This window comes from Pseudoalteromonas sp. L1, assembly GCF_021728095.1.
In the GTDB taxonomy this organism is placed as follows: Bacteria; Pseudomonadota; Gammaproteobacteria; order Enterobacterales; family Alteromonadaceae; genus Pseudoalteromonas.
Genome location: NZ_JAKKCT010000007.1, coordinates 67793 through 86815, shown reverse-complemented (window position 1 = coordinate 86815; position 19023 = coordinate 67793). Strand labels below are relative to the sequence as shown.

General features: G+C 42.2%; 15 protein-coding genes. 6 read left to right on the top strand and 9 right to left on the bottom strand.

The genetic code is table 11. From position 1 onward, the window contains the following. Nucleotides 1-199: 199 nt before the first annotated feature. From L3V38_RS17950 to L3V38_RS17940, 3 genes are read left to right on the top strand one after another with little or no spacing between them, the layout of a single operon-like run. On the top strand, nt 200-487 hold the full coding sequence (locus L3V38_RS17950) for a DoxX family protein (RefSeq protein ID WP_267136428.1): 288 nt from the start codon (nt 200-202) through the stop codon (nt 485-487). Nucleotides 488-547: 60 nt separating this feature from the next. Further along, nucleotides 548-1414 (top strand): pirin family protein, encoded by an 867-nt coding sequence (locus L3V38_RS17945; protein ID WP_237120225.1) that lies wholly within the window; start codon nt 548-550, stop codon nt 1412-1414. A gap of 54 nt (nt 1415-1468) precedes the next feature. After that, a complete protein-coding gene (locus L3V38_RS17940; RefSeq protein ID WP_130150909.1) occupies nt 1469-2356 on the top strand; it encodes a LysR family transcriptional regulator in 888 nt (295 codons plus the stop codon). Here the strand turns inward: L3V38_RS17940 and L3V38_RS17935 are convergent. The 4 genes from L3V38_RS17935 to L3V38_RS17920 form a co-directional block, all read right to left on the bottom strand. Further along, a complete protein-coding gene (locus L3V38_RS17935; RefSeq protein ID WP_237120224.1) occupies nt 2351-3235 on the bottom strand; it encodes an SMP-30/gluconolactonase/LRE family protein in 885 nt (294 codons plus the stop codon). The two genes, L3V38_RS17940 and L3V38_RS17935, sit on opposite strands and share 6 nt — an antisense overlap. A 27-nt stretch (nt 3236-3262) precedes the next feature. Beyond that, complete coding sequence (locus tag L3V38_RS17930) at nt 3263-3970, bottom strand: sulfite exporter TauE/SafE family protein (protein WP_130150908.1); 708 nt, start codon at nt 3968-3970, stop codon at nt 3263-3265. Nucleotides 3971-4098: 128 nt separating this feature from the next. Continuing rightward, nucleotides 4099-4878: an SDR family oxidoreductase gene (locus tag L3V38_RS17925; protein ID WP_105173867.1), complete on the bottom strand. Its 780-nt coding sequence runs from the start codon at nt 4876-4878 to the stop codon at nt 4099-4101. A gap of 45 nt (nt 4879-4923) precedes the next feature. Beyond that, nucleotides 4924-5646, bottom strand: coding sequence for a FadR/GntR family transcriptional regulator (locus L3V38_RS17920; protein ID WP_130150906.1), 723 nt, complete (start codon nt 5644-5646; stop codon nt 4924-4926). A gap of 260 nt (nt 5647-5906) precedes the next feature. Here L3V38_RS17920 and L3V38_RS17915 point away from each other — a divergent pair, with 260 nt between their 5' ends. Beyond that, on the top strand, nt 5907-7535 hold the full coding sequence (locus L3V38_RS17915) for a sodium:solute symporter (protein ID WP_237120223.1): 1629 nt from the start codon (nt 5907-5909) through the stop codon (nt 7533-7535). Between the two features lie 43 nt (nt 7536-7578). On the opposite strand, the gene L3V38_RS17910 is transcribed toward L3V38_RS17915, so the two are convergent. After that, on the bottom strand, nt 7579-8607 hold the full coding sequence (locus L3V38_RS17910) for a family 43 glycosylhydrolase (RefSeq protein ID WP_237120222.1): 1029 nt from the start codon (nt 8605-8607) through the stop codon (nt 7579-7581). A gap of 103 nt (nt 8608-8710) precedes the next feature. Here L3V38_RS17910 and L3V38_RS17905 point away from each other — a divergent pair, with 103 nt between their 5' ends. Beyond that, nucleotides 8711-9715 (top strand): arabinan endo-1,5-alpha-L-arabinosidase, encoded by a 1005-nt coding sequence (locus L3V38_RS17905; protein ID WP_237120221.1) that lies wholly within the window; start codon nt 8711-8713, stop codon nt 9713-9715. An 83-nt stretch (nt 9716-9798) separates the two neighbouring features. Here the strand turns inward: L3V38_RS17905 and L3V38_RS17900 are convergent, their stop codons facing one another. From L3V38_RS17900 to L3V38_RS17885, 4 genes are all read right to left on the bottom strand, one after another. After that, on the bottom strand, nt 9799-10224 hold the full coding sequence (locus L3V38_RS17900) for an FKBP-type peptidyl-prolyl cis-trans isomerase (protein ID WP_237120220.1): 426 nt from the start codon (nt 10222-10224) through the stop codon (nt 9799-9801). A 10-nt stretch (nt 10225-10234) separates the two neighbouring features. Next, nucleotides 10235-12679, bottom strand: coding sequence for a glycoside hydrolase family 127 protein (locus tag L3V38_RS17895; protein WP_237120219.1), 2445 nt, complete (start codon nt 12677-12679; stop codon nt 10235-10237). Between the two features lie 77 nt (nt 12680-12756). Next, nucleotides 12757-14094: an MFS transporter gene (locus tag L3V38_RS17890; RefSeq protein ID WP_237120218.1), complete on the bottom strand. Its 1338-nt coding sequence runs from the start codon at nt 14092-14094 to the stop codon at nt 12757-12759. Between the two features lie 269 nt (nt 14095-14363). Next, nucleotides 14364-17201: a TonB-dependent receptor gene (locus L3V38_RS17885; RefSeq protein WP_237120217.1), complete on the bottom strand. Its 2838-nt coding sequence runs from the start codon at nt 17199-17201 to the stop codon at nt 14364-14366. 597 nt (nt 17202-17798) lie between these two features. On the opposite strand from L3V38_RS17885, the gene L3V38_RS17880 reads away from it, so the two are divergent. Further along, nucleotides 17799-18761: a glycoside hydrolase family 43 protein gene (locus tag L3V38_RS17880; RefSeq protein ID WP_054562986.1), complete on the top strand. Its 963-nt coding sequence runs from the start codon at nt 17799-17801 to the stop codon at nt 18759-18761. The last annotated feature ends 262 nt before the right edge of the window (nt 18762-19023 follow it).

The window sequence follows — 19023 nt, the reverse complement described above, 5'->3', positions numbered from 1 at the left end:
CAATGAAGGAATGTAGGTACCTTTCAATTTGTCACAACACAGTAGTGGAGCCCCTGAGAAGCGCCCGAAGGGCAAGGCTAAAACGCATTTATTCTGCGTTATTGATTTTGATAAGGGAATGCCATTACCTGCAATCAATGCCTTGTCTAAATACGTTTTATCTCTTGCTGAATTCTCGTATCTTTAGTTTGCTTGGGTACTGAGCAGTGTCGGCTTACCAGAGTTCTTACTACCGTTTGTGATTGCTTTTGAAATTGTTGGCGGATTATTTATTTTACTCGGCTTTTTAACACAACTAACCGCTGTCGCTTTTGCTGGTTTCAGCCTAGTGAGTGCTTTGTTATTCCACTTTCAACTTGATGATCAAATGCAATTTTTAATGTTCTACAAAAACATTGCAATGGCAGGCGGCTTTTTAGCATTAGCCAGTATTGGTGCAGGCAAAATCAGTCTAGATCAACTAGTGTTAAAACGTAGTCAGGCATAATATTTATCCCAGCCAATAACCTAGGTTGTTGGCTGAATTTGTTTTTAAGGGGGCGTGAATATGGCAACGTTATTAACAGCAACCAGCCACGATATTGGTGGGCTCGATGTAAAACGCATCTTGCCGCATTTTGACAAAAAAATGGTTGGTCCATTTATCTTTTTTGATCACATGGGGCCGAATCACTTTCCTCGCGGTGAAGGCATAAATGTGAGGCCCCACCCTCATATTGGCCTGTCAACGCTCACTTATTTATTTACTGGCAGCATTTACCATCGCGATTCGTTAGGTAATAGCCTGCAAATAGCACCCGGCGATGTAAACTGGATGACCGCAGGTCGCGGGATAGTGCACTCAGAAAGAGAAAGCCTTGAAGTGCGGGCGAGCGAGCACGACATTAATGGTCTGCAATGCTGGGTTGCTTTACCTGAGAGCATGACCGAAATAGCACCACGCTTTGAGCATATCAAAAATCAGCAGCTGCCTGAGAAAATCGAAAAAGGCGTGCTGATGCGTCTCATTGTAGGTGATGCCTATGGTTTAAGCTCCCCGGTGAAAAGCTACTCACCGATGTTTTATGTAGATACGGTAGCCGAGCAAGGTAGCCATATTACTAAACCGCATCCTCATCATGAAACCGCCGTGTATGTTATTTATGGTGAAATTAGTGTGGGTGATACTCGCTATACCCAAGGCGACTTTGTGCTACTTGATGATAGCGAACACGAAATAACGACACTGGTGCACAGCCGCTTTATTTTACTTGGTGGCAGTAAATTCAATAAAGTCCCGTATTTACACTGGAATTTTGTCGCTTACAGCAAAGAGCGCATCGAGCAAGCAAAACAAGATTGGCAAGCACAGCGCTTTGCAAGCATTCCTGGTGATGAGCTTGAGTATATTGAGTTGCCCACTGCTAAAAAGTAAACTTTTTCAGCATTTACAGGTACTATTAGGCAGTTAAGTAAGCAAAGGAACATCATGCTAAGAATTACGCTAGAACAGTGGCGCATGTTTCGTGCTGTTGTTGAATTTGGAGGCTTTAACCAGGCCTCACAAGGCATTCATAAAAGCCAATCGAGTATTCATAATGCGGTTGGTAAAATTGAATCTGCACTCAATGTAAAATTATTCAGCATTCAAGGCCGCAAAACCGTGCTCACTGAAGCCGGCGAAATGATGCTACGCCGTGCCAATTACTTACTCGATGAAGCCGCTAAGGTTGAGGCCATTGGGCAAACCTTGGGTGAAGGTATCGAAAGTAAGTTACGTATTGCCGTTGATGCTATTTTCCCACAACAATTACTTTATAAAGTACTTAACGACACGTCATCGCAATACCCGCAACTGCGTATTGAGTTGCATGAGTCTGTACTAATGGGGGGCAATGAACTGCTTGAAAACGATCAGGTTGATATTGCCATTACCGGCTTTCCAATTGCGGCAAACTTTCATGAAGAATTATGTGATATCGAGTTTATTGCCGTCGCCCATCCAGATCACCCTTTGCATGGGATAGAGCGTGAAATCACCCTCGAAGATTTAAAATCACATCGCCAAATTGTGGTTCGCGATTCAGCGAATAAGCACAAACAAGATGGTGGCTGGTTAGGTGCCGATCAGCGCTGGACCGTCACTCATATGCGCACGTCGATTGATATGATCAGTAATGGACTGGGCTTTGCGTGGTTACCAAAAGTCGCGATAGAAAAACAACTTGCGACTGGGCAAATGAAAGCTCTTAATTTAACCCATAACAGCAGTCGCAGCGCTAAATTACATTTGCTCTTTAAAGACGGTGATAAACTGGGCCCGGCAGCACGCGCATTTCTTGGCGAGTTGCGTTATCAAGTGATGGAAAATCTATAGCTTCAAGGGCGTTTCAGCAATACCTTTAACGCCCGGCTCAAGAATAAACACGCCGCCACTGTGCGGGTAATCAGCGAGTACTGAGTCTTCTAGCCCTACCGCCGCTGTTGTCACCGCGAGATGCGTGAGCTCTTCACCAACAAATGCGACACTCGTAACACGTGGGGCGGGCAAGCGAATAAACTGCACTTGCTCACCGCTTGGCGCAAAACGATACACGCCATAACCATTCCATGCAGCAACCCACAGATGATCTTCGCTATCAACAGTCATACCATCAGGAAAACCCATATTATCAGTAAAGCGAATAAACTCGTGCTTATCAGCAAGCTCGCCATGCTCATTCAGAGTAAAGCGGTAGATTGTTTGTTTATCTGAGTCTGTAGAATATAGAAACTGACCATTTTTACTTACCGCAGGGCCATTACTAATGGTGTAGCCATGATCAACGGCTGTCGGAGCTTGACCATGGCCAAAACGATATAGCTTGCCACTATTGGTTTGCTCTTGAGAGTCCATTGAGCCAAAAAAGCCAAAACCTTGGCGAGACGTTTTACCATCGTTTAAGCGGTTTTGTGAAGGTTCGTGGTCAATTGCATAAAGGAGTTCACGGCTAAAGTCTTTACTATTTAGCGTATAAACGCCTTTGGCAAAGCCTGCAACTAACTCTGCTTGCTCGGTTTCCATCACCCAACAAATAGGTTCTGGCATGGCAAACTGGCTAACGCGCATCGATTGGCAGTCTAAACGAAACAAACGCTGCCCTAAAATATCGACCCAAAATAAACAGTTATGCGCCTTTGCAAAATAGGCACCTTCGCCTAATTGGCATTGGCTAGAAATGATTATTTTAATGGTGTCATCGAGCATTGGCTTCATTACACAAAAAGCTGAACTATTCTCATTCTATCTGTGTATGAAAATAAGTGCTAGACCAGATAAACCAGCCACCAGCAAGATGATGCCGCGAATGGCCTTTTCATTGAGGTTATTATTAATCACAAAAGATAGACCCCAACCAGTTAAAATTGCGGGTAAACATAAGAAAAACAGCTTCACATCGCTGATATCAGCAGAGCCTGTAAGCATTAATACAATAATGCCAAACAGGTTTATGAATACGAAAAAGGCACTCAGATTCGCTTTAATTTTGTCTTTATCTTCAGCTTGATAAAGTAACCCCATCGGCGCGCCACCAGCGGAAGTCGTGGTCCCTAAAAAGCCCGATGACATTGACGCAAGCAAGCTAGTGATTGTGGAGATTTTCGGTTTCATACCTATAACAGATAAAGCTACCACGACCAAAATACTCACCCCGAGCAAGAGTTGATACTGCTTGGCATTGACATACCACATCACCACAGCGGCGAAGATAACCCCCACTGCACCACCGATTATGGATATGCCCGTTTGTTTCATGTCTATTGCACCACGGTGTTTTATCATTAACACCGACGTTAAAAACAGCGCATTCAAAATCATAGGACCTGGTACCAGTTCTGGCATTAGCCAGTAAAGGACAGGCACACATAACATACCTAACCCAAAGCCAATAACACTTTGTAGGCAAGCGCCAATAATCAAAATTAAATAAACAAGAACAAAGTCGGTCAAACTTTCTTACCACCTTCCTAAGTATGAGTTCTGCTGATTCTGTAACCCATATTTTATTATTATAGTACCATTTGAATTACATAAAAAATTTTATCGCAAGTTAGCTATTTTGCAATCGCTTTGAAAGATTAAGTCCAACCTGCATCTACTATCAGTGATTGTGCTGTCATCATGCAGCTGTCATCAGCGGCTAAAAACAACGCGGCATTGACAACATGGTCTGGTTGAATTGTTTCATTAATACATTGACTTAAACGAACATCTTCAATCATTTCTGGGGTTAGCCAATGAGTGATTTGACGCTCTGTCATCACCCAACCTGGCACCAATGAATTTACACGAATATTATCTTTACCATAAGAAGCAGCTAATGAACGGGTTAAACCTTCAATCCCTGCTTTTGCTGTTGTGTAGGCAGGCATGCCAGTTTGCTTAATACGCCAGCTTACCGACCCCATATTGATAATGCTACCACCACCTAAACGCTGCATGTGTTCAACCACTGCTTGTGATGAAAAGAAGCACGGGCGTAAGTTAACGGCAAACTTGTCTTCCCAATATTTCACATCCATATTTTCCGCGGCATGACGGGTGTCATCGGCGGCGTTATTAATTAACACACCAATGTCACCCTGTTGCTGGCGAGTTTGCTCAATGGCCGCTTTTAAGGCTTCGACATCACGTATGTCACAATGAATAAATTGTGGATCAAACTCATATTTACCAGCTAATTTTGCGCATAAAGCATCACTTTGCTCGGTTGCAATATCAACAAAGGTGACTTTCGCGCCCTGCTCACAGAACCGCGTTACCATTACTTCACCAATTCCCGATGCACCACCAGTAATAAACACACTCTTACCAGCGAGGCTTGGGTAAACTGTTTTTAGCTCGTTTGAATTTGGCATGATAACCTTTTGTTTTAAAGTAATTACAACGTCAAGAAGCGATACTTATTGAGCCGCTTCTTTATCAGCGATTTCTTTTTCAATAAACGCCATTGCTTCATCAATCATGTACGTCATCATGTTTTTAGCACGCTCAGGGTCACCGCTTGCAATTGCGTTATACACTTTAAAGTGTTCTTCAGCGATAGCCTTCTTATTGCCTTTAGCGGGTGTAGTATGTTGAATACTCACATGTAATGCGGTGCGAATAAAGTCACGTAATTGATAGAAAAAACGGTTACCACTGGCGTGTAAAATTGCCGTGTGGAAGGCAAGGTCTGGCTCATGCATTACGCCTTCAGGCTCTTCTGCTGCCGCTTGCATTTTATCGAGTGCAATTTTAATTTCTGCGATGGCTGCTTGATCGCCTTTTCTTGCAGCAAGTGCCGCTGCTTGTGGTTCAATCGCCAAGCGAACCTGCAAAAACTCTTTTAATACATATAATGATGGGCTGCTCTCAAGCAACCATTTCAATACGCTTGTGTCGTATAAGTTCCAGTTCTCCGCTGACTCCACACGAATACCTTGTCGTGGACGAGAAGAAATCAGTCCTTTTGCAGCGAGCATTTTCACTGCTTCACGAACAGCTGTGCGACTAATACCATACACTTCACATAATTGTGCTTCGGTTGGTAGCCCCGTTTCAGTATTGTAATCACCAACAATGATTGCTTTACCAAGCTCATTGGTAACTTGTTGTGATAGGTTTAAATTCTCTAAACGCGCCATAAGTGTTCCTCAAAAGATCTGGGTATATGATACATTTATATACTGCTTCCGTCATCCTGCAAATTATTCTTTATAATCAATAATAAAGATAAAAACACCCAGAATAAATGAACAAAAACCGAGCTTTTAAGTCACTATTTTCTGTACTGGCTGTCACCTTATTTTGACAAATCTCTTTAACTCAACCTATTTATAATATAATATTTTTATTTGACAAATATAAAACAATATTCACTTTTCATAATTAGGTGGAACACACAATGGTCGAACTGAGTACCTTAGACTGGACAGTGCTGGCAGGATTTTTTGTCCTGTTACTAGGCGTTGTCGTGATGTCTATGCGACAAAAAGAAGAAGACACCGCTGATTACTTTTTAGCGGGCCGTAATGCAAGTTGGTTAGTAATTGGTGCCTCTATTTTCGCATCAAACATTGGCTCGGAACATTTAGTGGGCCTTTCAGGTTCAGGTGCACAATCGGGTATGGCACTGGCTCACTGGGAGATGCAATCGTGGATCATTCTACTACTCGGTTGGATTTTCGTGCCTTTCTATTGGAGTAGTAAAGTCTACACCATGCCAGAATTCTTAGAGCGCCGCTTTAACTCTAAATCACGTACTTTCTTATCTGTAATCTCATTGATTAGTTATGTATTAACTAAGGTAGCGGTGACGGTTTATGCCGGCGGTATTGCATTTAAAACAATCTTAGGTATCGAGAGCATTTGGGGTATAGACTTCTTCTGGATCTCAGCTATTGGCCTTGTGGTGATCACCGGTATTTATACGGTGCTTGGTGGTATGAAAGCCATTATGTGGACTTCAGTGCTGCAAACTCCAGTGCTCATTATTGGCTCCTTAGTCATATTAGTGGTTGGTCTAGATAAAGTTGGAGGCTGGGCAGAAGTTGAGCGTATCAACGATGCTAATATGCACCTTATACGTAGTGCTTCAGATGCTGAATTCCCATGGCCAGGCATTGTATTTGGTTCATTCATTATTGGTTTTTGGTATTGGTGTACAGACCAATACATCGTACAACGTGTTTTATCTGCAAAAGGCATTAAAGAAGCCCGTCGCGGTACCATGTTCGCAGGTTACTTAAAGCTACTTCCTGTATTTATCTTCTTAGTACCAGGCATGATTGCATACGCATTGAATGTTAAGGGTATTATTAGCTATGAAAGTGCTGATCAAGCCTTCCCTACTCTCGTTGCTGAGCTATTACCAGCCGGCGTTAAAGGAATTGTAATTGGTGGTTTAGTCGCGGCGCTTATGAGCTCGTTAGCATCATTATTTAACTCATCAGCGACCTTATTTACCATTGATTTTTATAAGAAATTCAAACCTGAATCATCTGAGAAGCACCTTCTTAAAGTAGGCCGTATTGCCACTATCGTAATTGTTATATTAGGCCTATTGTGGATACCCGTCATGAGCTTAATTGCCGATGTGCTGTATGAATATCTGCAAAGTGTGCAGTCGCTTATTGCACCAGGTATTGCAGCAGTATTCTTACTCGGTTTATGTAGTAAACGCATCACTCCAACAGCGGGTTTTGTGGGCTTAGTGTCGGGTTTTGTACTTGGTATGATCCGCTTAGTGTTACTGCCATTTAAAGATGATTTAACAGGTTCATCATTTGCGTGGATCACCACAATGAACTGGTTATATTACTGTATTCTGCTATTTGTCGTGGTCGTTGCGATTATGATTGTGGTGAGTATTTTCACCAAGCAAGCAGACGAAGAACAATTGAAAGGTCTGACTTTCTCAAGCCTAGATAAAGCAACCATGAAAGAAGTGGCTGCTGGCTTAGATAAGTGGGATTACATTCATACCGCAGGTATTATTGGTATTACTGCCTTTATTTACTACCGCTTCTGGTAATCGTTCGTTCCCAAAGTTGTAGGGCGCCAATTGGCGCCTTTTTTTAATCAGCGAGTTCTGGTGAAAACACTGGAAAGCCGTTTTTATCCCACGTAATAATGCGTGCTCGCGCATGGCGATTTGGATCTGTAAGCGGTGTGCCTTTCAGCTCTTTATAATCACGACTGTGATAAATCATTAAATCAGTTACACCATCTTCAGCTTTTACAAAACTGTTGTGCCCAGGGCCAAAACGCCCTAGCTCAGCATGGGTGGTAAACACCGGCTCAGCTTTCTTATGCCAACTAGCAGGGTCAAGTAAATCAGCATTCACATCTGCCCATAGCAAACCCATCGCATACCGATGATCGGTGGCACTGGCTGAATAAGTGACAAATATTTTATCGCCATGGGTGATGACTGCAGCACCTTCGTTTACCTTGTAGCCTTGCACTTCCCAATCAAGGGTTGGCTCTGTAATCGCGATAATGGGCTCTTTAATTGATGTTGGTGAGTCCATTTCAGCTAACCATAAAGCTGAGTTATAAGTTGCAGGCTGGTTCTGCTGCGCCCAAATCATGTAACGCTTCCCCTTGTGCGTAAAACTTGTGGCATCAAGCGAAAAGCTATCAAGGTGGCTGGTGACTTGCCCCATTTCTTGCCACTCACCTTGCATCGGGTTAGCACTGTCGTTTTTAAGTGCATACATGCGAATACTGAATGGCTTTTCGATATCACCTGCGGCAAAGTAGATATACCAACTGCCATCAATCTGATGTAGCTCTGGAGCCCAAATATTGACACTCATTGGGCCTTTATCACGCTTTTGCCAAATAACCTTTGGCTCAGCTAATTTTAAATCGTTTAAACGACAAGCTTGGCGCAGCTCAATTTCATCAAATTTCGGCGAACTACCAATAAACGTGTAACAGCCACTTTTATCATCACGAACTAACCAAGGATCAGCACGTTTGAGTACTATGGGGTTGTCAATTGGCGCTAAAGTCTTGCTACTATTAGCATCAGCAAGGGCTAACAATGGTGAGGCGCTTAACGCACTAAGAAGCGTTAGCCGAGATAATTTTTTGAGCATAATGTGTCCTGTATTTCGTCTCGATTTTATTGTTAATATTGTATTACATATTATATAGTAGCTGAATGAACACAAGAGTTAAAACAACAAAAGGTATTCAAGCATGAGACCCGTAAGTAACGTGACACAAGTAATGAAGTGGCTTTCAACAGGGCTACTTTTTTCTGCCGCAGCCGTATCTGCAAAGCAAGTTGAAGTACACGATCCGGTGATGACCAAAGAAGGCGACACGTACTATGTATTTAGCACAGGCCCAGGCATTACCTATTATGAATCGAAAGATTTAACCAACTGGAAACTCACAGGCCGCGTTTTTAAAGATGAGCCGAGTTGGGCAAAGCGTATTTCACCAAGCTTTGATGGCCACTTATGGGCACCCGATGTGTATGAGAAAAATGGTAAGTTTTACCTTTATTACTCAGTCTCTGCATTTGGCAAAAACACCTCAGCAATTGGTGTAACGGTTAACGAAACCCTTGACCCATCATCACCTGATTACAAGTGGATTGACTACGGCATAGTGGTTGAATCAGTGCCAGATCGTGACGATTGGAACGCTATCGACCCTGCGATTATCGAAGATGACAATGGCACACCATGGATGAGCTTTGGTTCGTTCTGGGGCGGCCTTAAACTAGTAAAACTTGATGATGACATGGTGCGCTTAGCAAAACCAGAAAAGTGGCATCACATTGCGAGTCGTCCAAACACGGAACATGGCCCGATTGAAGCACCTTATATCTTTAAAAAGAACGGCTATTACTACCTATTTGTTTCGTTTGATAAATGCTGCCGTGGCGTAGAGAGTACTTACAACGTACGCGTAGGTCGAAGCAAAAACATCGAAGGCCCATATTTAGATCAACAAGGTCGCTCTATGGTTGATGGCGGTGGCAGTTTAGTTATTGAAGGTAATAAAGACTGGGCTGCTCTTGGTCATAATGCTGCGTACACTTTTGATGGTAAAGACTATTTAGTATTACACGCCTACGAAACAGCCGATAACGGCGTGCAAAAGCTACGTATTTTACCTATGAGTTGGAAAAACAATTGGCCGGTTGTTAACCCAGCCGACCTAAATAAGCTTAAAACCAAGCTTAAGAAGTAATTATTCAACACACAAAAAACCTGCAAAATTGCAGGTTTTTTATTTGCTTTAATGACCTCGTTTGAGGTTGAGAGTAGGTGTTATCAACTAAAATCAATCAAAGTAATATCAACGAGCATGGGGCTTTGGCAGCCTTGTTGATGCTTTTCTTCAATAAATACGCTATACACATCGCGTGCCAGATGCGCAGGGATTAAAACTTCAAAGCGACTGCCTTTATTCATTAATTGCAGTGCTTCTTGCAAGCCCACTATCGCCTCTGCAATTTCGTACTCTACAGCAGCACCTTGCTTGCGAGTGTCGAACAACACCCGACCATTTTTAAGGGTAACCCGTTGATGTACAGTCACTGTGGCATCCCAACTAGGTTTATCCCCCTGACCTTGCTCAATTATTCGATAACCAAGCCCTGTGGGTGTTTGGTAAAAACTGTGTTGCTCGGCGCTGTTATCTAAAAGCGACGGTAAAACATGCTCTGTAGCCGTCGCAAACGCATTGTTGCTTAACATAGCCAACTCTTTATTGTGCGTTGATTAAACGAATACCATAGATACCACCGGCAACAGAGTCTTTGTCGGCAGCAAAACGTAAGGTCAGCGTTGTCGACTTTTTCATTGCCTCTGTTAATGGGTAATCAATGGTGTAGAACTCATCCGTTGGTCTACCTACAGGCAAACTAACTGCAGCTAATTGCTCACCATTTAAATTAATAGAGAAGTGACGATTCACATCGCCAATAAAATAGCGAACACGCAAAGCAACCGCTTTTTGTTCTGGGTTACTAAGCTGATACTCAAACCAACCTGTTGCATCACGCCAATGGTGGCCATTATTAACACCTGCGCGGGTTCCTTCACCTTTAAAATCGTGTTCAACTTCAGGTTGTTGCTCACCCGGCGTAATTTGATCAACGGTTAATAAACGAAGCTGTTCTTTCGCTTGCTCAGCCGCTTTTGCATCGGCAACAAATTGCGTGAACTCAGCTTCGCTTTGCTGCGGCCAATACACTTGATAACGACTATCGTGTAAGCGAAAGAACGGAATTAACTCTATGCTTTTGGTGTTATCGATACCTTGTTTAGCAATCGCCACATTTTTATCGGCGATAAATGCGAGCTCTTGGCCTGGCTTACGAGTGAGATCGGCAATAAACTTTTCTGGCTCACTCAGCATAATTGGCAGAGCTTCTGGCGGACAAGTCGGCCCTGCGGCAATGTGGCCCATACGGCTATTATCGGCAACAAAGTTAAGCTTTTCATTTGCAAAAGCGTGTACTTTGGTAGCCATGACAACAGGTCCGTACATCACCGAATAATAATGCTGACCATCAGGTAGCTGCTCAGTATAAAGCTTAGGGCTAAGTTCAAAGGCAAGTTTGTCACCGCTTTGCCAAGCATGGCTGATGCTGTAATAACCGTCTTTTTCGGTTGCGCTTACAGCTTGTCCATTTAGAGTAAAGCTCAGCTCACCTTGTTGCCAAGACGGTTTACGAATGTGAATTACCGACTCAGTACTTTGCCCCTCAGACAAACGATTTACGGTCAGTGAGACCTTGTTATCATCTGGGAATTGGCTGTCTTGGGTGATCTGTAAACCCTGTTGTTGCCAATTTAACGTGCTCGGAATAAATAAGTTCACCCATAACTCTTTACCGGTATTGCTATAAATCAGCTCACCATATTTGCTGTGATTTTCAATACCTGAGCCTACGCAACACCACATTGAATCTTGCACTGATGAATACATGCGGTAATGACCAGGACGCATCGAGGTAAAGTAAACAAGACCACCATGCTCTGGGTGTTGTGACGATAAAATATGGTTATATGTGGCGCGCTCATAATAGTCTAAGTAACGCGTATCACCGGTTTTTAAGAACAGTAACTTACTCAGTTTCATCATGTTGTAAGTGTTGCAGGTTTCTGGGCCTTCAACATCTTCAACCATTGGCGTGAAGTCACTTTTATCGTGAAAATGTTCACGTACAGAGTTACCGCCAATTGATACTGAGCGCTCTTGGCTGACTGTTTTCCAGAAAAAGTCAGCACCTTGCTGCCATGCTTTATCATCGCTGGCATTAGCCACTTTCAACATACCAATAATTTTTGGAATTTGCGTATTGGCATGCAGGCCCGTTAACTTATCTTCTTTGTGTAATAAGGGTTCAATAATGATGTTATGAGAGAACTGGCGAGCTAGTTTTAAGTAACGCTCATCGTCACTAATAAAGTACATATCAGCAAACACATCATTTAAGCCACCATGCTCTGAGTACAGCATTTGTTGAACTTGCTCATCAGTTAGCTTAGCAGTGGTCGCTAAGAACCATTCGCCTAACTTAAATAACATTTGTTTTGCTTTATCACTGCCGGCTACGTCGTATGCATCGCGCAAGCCATGAAAGATTTTATCGATGTTATAAAGCGGCACCCAGCGGTCGTTTAAGCTGAATAAATCAGCTTTGATTTCACCCTTTTCGATCTGCTGCCACATTTCATCGCCATTTGGGATACCGCCTAAGTAACCACCTGTGGCTTGTTGAGCGCGATCCAGCTCGCTTAGCATGTAATCTAAACGCTGCTTTAATTCTTCGTCACCCGTGGCTGCCCATGCAAGGCTCAGGGCTGAAAGATAGTGACCACCAATATGGCCATCAAGGCCTGTGCTTTCCCAGTTACCATAGTTAGGCGCTTTTGGTTCAAGACCGGCTTCACGCAGGTAAGGAGCAAGTAGCTGATCAGGATGAAGTGCTAATAAATAACGCACATTAATTTGCTGCGCATGTAAAAACGGGCTGGCACTTAAACTGACTTGGTTTAGGGCAAATAAATGTTGTTCGCTGGTATATTCAGCATGCTCTACAGAAACCGCTTGTTTACTGTCTATTGGCAGCTCACTGCAACCGCTCACAGTTAATATTGCAGCGCAAACGCTTGCTAAATAGCTAACTTTGAATGTGTTCATACTGTTGTCTCCCAGCGAATTGTTATTTTAAAGAGCAAAGCGCACACACTTATTTAGTGTGTGCGTTTAAAGAGTGGTTAGTTTGGTAGGCGCTTATGAATAACCATATCCGTATAGTACTCATCGGTAATTTTGTATTTTTTCAAAATCAGACCTAGTAAGGCGTGGAATACACCAGGAATGATAGTTAACATCAGTGCTAAGCCCATTAGGGTGAATTCGGTTTGCTCAACGTTAGGCTTGTACTCAAAAAATGCCAGTAATAAACCACCCGCTAAGCCAGCTAAGCCCCCCCCTGCTTTTTGACAGAATGAAATACCACCAAACGATAGGCCTGATGCACGAACACCGTCTTTAATTTCACCGTAATCGACGGCTTCTGCAATCGCAGACCAGAATACTGGCGCGTGTAAATCAACCACAAATGACAAGATGATATACAGCACAAACGCCATCATTACATCACCCGGCTGCACCACAAAATACATTAGCAATGAGATGAATAGCACAGCAATTTGTGATTGACGGAATAACTTCATTTTACAGTAGCGCTGGGTGATCCAAGTGCTTGCTACCATAGAGACAATAGATGCTGCAATACCCGCACTAGTAAAGGCACCTGCTAAATCAGGCACGCCTAAATAATAGGTTGCGTAATACATAGCAACACTGCCGCGAATCGCATAACCAAGCGTACCAAGTACACATGCCGCACACAGTAGTAACCATTGATCGTTTTTAAGTAGCACTTTTAATTGCGTAAGCACACTTTCTTTTTGCGGCTCGTGAGTAATACGTTCGCGCGTTGTAAAAAAACAAAATAAAAACAGTGCAACGGCACATGCCGATACCAACGCCATTGCCAGTTTATAACCATACGACAAGCTGCCATCTCCCCAATATGATGCAAGCAGCGGCACTGAAAATACAATCACTACATTGGCAATCTTAGCGAAAAACATACGGTAGCCGTTGGCTGACAAACGCTCTTTTGGATCGGCGGTTAAGACACCAATGTAAGAAATATAAGGAATAGCAACACCGGTAAACATTAAGGTTGCGAAAAGGTAAGTCGCATAGGCCCAAGCTAGTTTCATGTTGTAGTCAAAATCAGGCGTAGTAAAGAGTAAAATCACCGACAGACCATAGGGCACAGATAAAAATAAGAACCAGTGACGGAACTGACCCCAACGCGTTTTCACTTTATCGGTGATCACTCCCATTAAAGGATCGGTAAAGGCATCAACAAAACGCGCCACTAAAAACAACACACCCATATCAACCGGATCAAGTCCGTAAATATCGGTGTAAAAGAAAGACATAAAATAAAATAACGCTGCTACCATGACATTCACTGCCATGTCACCGGCACCAAAGCCGACCTTTTCTACAACGGATAATTTTTGAGATTCCATACAACAACACCCTAAATGGTCAATAATGAGCCACGCTCACTATTTCGAGCAATGATGACAAGCCTTCAACACTGCGTATTAAATAAATTTACAGCCTTAGATAGTACACAGCTTGGCCATTGCGTTCGTTATTTTTGTAAATTTAATGCTAATTTAATTAATAGTATTATCATACTAATTAAATCGCAACTCTTTTCGACCGATAGCAAATACTCGCTTTACGAATAAAAAACCCCAGCAGAGCTGGGGCTTTTGGGTCTAATTAAGAATTAGAAAGAATAACGTGCACCCAATGCAAATGTGCGTGAGTAAATACCATTACCAAAGTTAAATAACGTGTCATTATTTTCACCATAATGGCTTTGATATACATCATCAAGAATATTTGTTGCATCAAAGGTCACAACAAAATCTTCATTCACATTGTAGCTAAATTGAAAATCTAAGCTTTGCTCTGGACGATTCCAGAACTGTAAAGGATTAGCAAAGATTGCAGCTTCATTACCGGTGTAAAACTCTGAACGCCATACATAAGATAAACGCATATCGAACGCATCACGCTCGTAGATACCCACGATACTGTAAGACTCGTCAGAAACACCGGCCATTTGTGAATCAACATAGCCTGAAATTTCACCTAGCTGATTGAATTCAGGTGTATCTTGTGATGAATCAAGCATGGTGAAACTAGCTTGCACACCTAAGCCATTTAAGTATTCAGGTAACGCTTCAGGGAAGTAAACTAAACCAACTTCTAAACCAGACAGCTCACCATTAGAAGCGTTAACGGGTGCACTTAATACGTATGGACGTGTTACGCCATCATCACCTTCGCGTACAACCTGCTTACGACCCGCAACAACCAAACCTTCAATTTCACGCTTAAAATAAGCGGCATAAAGCGAGCTTGTATCTGCAAAGTACCATTCAAGTGATACATCGTAGTTCTTTGATTCTGTTGGTTTAAGATCTGGGTTACCACCGTTACCAGTGCCATATGTCGCCCCTTCAGTAAGTGGATCAAACCAGTACTGTAATGCATTTAAATCAGCGAAATTAGGCATACGCAGCGTTTCCGTATACGCCACACGACCCACTAAATCATCTGTGATATTCCAGTTAAGTACCAAGCTTGGTAATAAGGCATCGGTATCTGCGTTTGCTGAACTTTCTTCGAATACATTTGAGTTCATCCCACCGACTTCAGCAACAAAATCCATATCTTGCTCATAGCTGACATAACGTAGCCCGAATTCACCGCTGATATCTTCTGTAATGAAAAAGTTAGTCGTAGCATAAAGTGCGTATGAGTTTTCTTCGATATCAAATGTTTTGTATACGTCTTCTGCTTCCATGCCATATACACTACGAACAGCACTACCATTATCTAGCATGTAACCGCCATCAGCTGTGACGAAGCTGTCAAACACATCAGCACGACCATCAAAGTAGTCATCAACTTGGAATACAATGCCTGAACCATCGCCAGCTCCACCTGCTGCTGCAATTTGCTCAATTAAACTCGCAACAGAAGTAATAATAGGCATTCCATTTTCATCTCGAATAATGGCATCTTGAGCACGAGTGTACTCTTGTGCCGTACGTTTTTCGTAACGACCACCAAATTTAACTTTATCGAAATATGTGCCACCAATTAGGTATTCTGCATCAAAGGTAAAAGTCAGCGCATCACCAGCATTACCGCCGCCGTTATCGTAAACAGTACCTGCATTCCAGTTAGCAATTGCAGCCATATCAGCTTCATTCACCGCAGTGTTTGGATCGTCCCAAAATGAAATACCAGGTACACCATCTTTATCATTAAAATCAACATCAAGACCCGTCGCTACGCGGTCAAAGCGCATTGCGAAGAAATCTGTTTCGTATTCACTGTCTTGGTAAACAACTTCAGTATTAATTGTTAAATAATCACTTGCTTGCCACTGGGCACCAAGTGCATATAAGTAACTGTCTGTCTTACCGTATGAGAAGTCACCACTTTGGAAGCCACCTGCGCCAATTGCCTGCTTCTCTTTAATCACATTAGTGCCATCGAAAACAATTGGCGTATCAATATTACCATTGCCATTTTCAAAGGTGTTTGAGAACCACATCGCATTTTGTGACTCATTTTCGTAACCGGTATAAAAGCCTTCTGCAGTAATTTCAAGTGTATCGACTGGTGCCCATTGCAAAGACACTGAAGCCGCTGGTCGCTTACGAAGGCCTGTGAATGAAGTACCAAATATTGCATCACGTGCTAATAGGTATTCGGTCGGTTCTCCATTAACATCTAATGTCGATCCTGAAGCTGTAGGAAGACCAGACTCTGTACCTTGTGGCCAAAACTCATTTGGTACGCGTGAATAGGGTGAGTAATTGAATTGAGGTTTGTCAGTAAAAAATGGAAATGCAGCACCCGCCGTCATTGTGTCGTCGCGATAATGAGTCTCTGCATAAGAGATATTAACGAGTGCTCCAACCTCACCCACACCGTCGATTTCCCAACGGTTAGATAATAAAGCACTAATATTTGGATCAACTTCATCAGGCTGATCAGAATAAATTGCACGCGCTGCTAAAACGACTTTTTCGCCTTCAAAGTTAAAAGGACGGTGCGTTTTAATGTCAATAGCCCCAGCAATACCACGTTCAATCTGATCTGCTGAACGCGTTTTATAAACAGTGACGCCTGATAAAAGGCTCGCAGGAATGTCTTGTAGTGATACGTCACGGCCCGCCCCTGTAAAAATAGCACGGCCATTAACGGTTGTATTTACATCGGTTAAGCCACGAATTGAAACTTGACTCACTTCACCCGCACCACGGCCAGTTGTTTGTACACCTGTTACACGTTGTAATGCTTCAACTACGTTATTATCAGGAAACTTACCAATATCTTCAGCAACAATAGCATCGACTATCTGAACGCTTGCACGTTTTTCATCTAGCGCTTTGTTTAAACTGCCGCGAATACCAGATACCTGAATCACTTCCATTTCATCAGCGCTATTCTCAGGAGTGTTTGGTGCTTCCTCTTGAGCAAAAGCAAATTGACAAGTAAATGCCATAACTACAGCACTGGCTATGTGTGTTCTTTTAAACATAAGCGGTGTTCTCCAAATTATAGTTATATCGGTCCGCTGAACTTTCCCCATTCAGTTACCGAAGCGAGATCACTGTGTTGTGCATCGTGTGTTGTCAAAACGGTGCGCGAGTGAATCTACGTTTTTATGTTAATACTTTGCTGCCTGAACTTTAATCATATTGTATGACTATTTAACAGTCAACTCAAAATGACAAATTAAAATAAGTGTCGCTATGTTTACAAAAACGCTTTAATTATAGCACGTTACAAATATATGAAAGACTGTTCGCCAATATAAACAGCTACATAAAGGTCATAATAATCATTAAGATATAGATAAAAGACACATTACCTCAATTCAATTTTAATTTATAAGAAACAACAAAAAGAGCTAACAAGTTATTTACCCAGCATATTTTGATGCTACTATTATTGAAATACAATAATACAATATTAACTTGCTTTTTGCTGCACTTAGCTGAATTGTTGCGATGTAAACAATCAGTTACCCAGTATAATTTAACGTACAGTGCGTATTACTTGGGCCGTTTAGATTAGATTTTAGTGTGGACAAAGCAATAGCTCGAACAACAATTATTAGTCAAAGAGGACACTCATGAAGAAACTCAAAGCTTTAGCACTGCCTTTACTTTTCTCAAGCAGTTTAGCCGTTGCACAGAACCCATTATTTACTGATGTATTTACTGCCGATCCTGCCGCACTTGTACACAATGACACTGTATACCTTTATACAGGTCATGATGAAGCCCCTAATAATGATGTCTTTTTTGAAATGCATGACTGGCTGGCTTTTTCTTCTACCGATATGGTGAATTGGAAAAAACACGGCCCAATTATGAAAGCCACTGACTTTAAATGGGCTAAAGGCGAAGCATGGGCTTCACACATGATTGAGCGTGATGGCACTTTCTATTTCTTTACCACAGTGCGCCACAATGATACAAAACCCGGTTTTGCAATTGGTGTTGCAACCTCTAAATCACCAACAGGTCCATTTAAAGATGCCATTGGCCATGCGCTTGTGACCGATGACATGACCAAACATACGCCAAATGATTGGGACGACATCGACCCTGCTATTTATACAGAGGAAAACGGCGATACTTACATGTTCTTTGGTAACTTAATGCCAAAATACGTTAAGCTAAGCGACGACTTACTGTCTCTTGATGGTGAAATTAAAACGCTAGACCTGCCTAACTTTACCGAAGCGCTATGGGTTCATAAGAAAAACGACAACTACTATGTTTCGTACGCGTGTGAGTTCCCTGAGAAGATCTGTTATGCCATGAGTAAAAGTATTCACGGACCTTGGGAGTATAAAGGAATCTTGAATGAAATAGCGGGTAACAGCGAAACAAATCACCAATCAATCATCGAATACAAAGGTAAAGACTACTTTATTTATCATACTGGTGCAGTGCCACCGATTGATGGCAAACCAAGTGGCGGACGTTTTCGTCGTTCGGTCGCTATTGAGCCACTTTACTACAACGAAGATGGCACGCTTAAGCGCATTATTATGACCACTGAAGGCCTCAGTAAACAAGACAAATAATTTCAAAAAAGGGCTCTTTAAGAGCCCTTTTTTATTGTTTAAATGTAATACAAATAAACACATTCCTCGCCTTCTTTTAGCTTAATATTAAATTTAAAAAACTAAATATAGCTCATAAAACATCAAAATCAGCCTCTCAAAAAATTAAAAATACGCCTGTAAACATTGTAAAACATGAAACCCTGCGTTTACATCTTAATTACCTTTGCAAAAGTATTTGCACATTTCAAATCATACTATAAAATTACAATACTACGTTCTT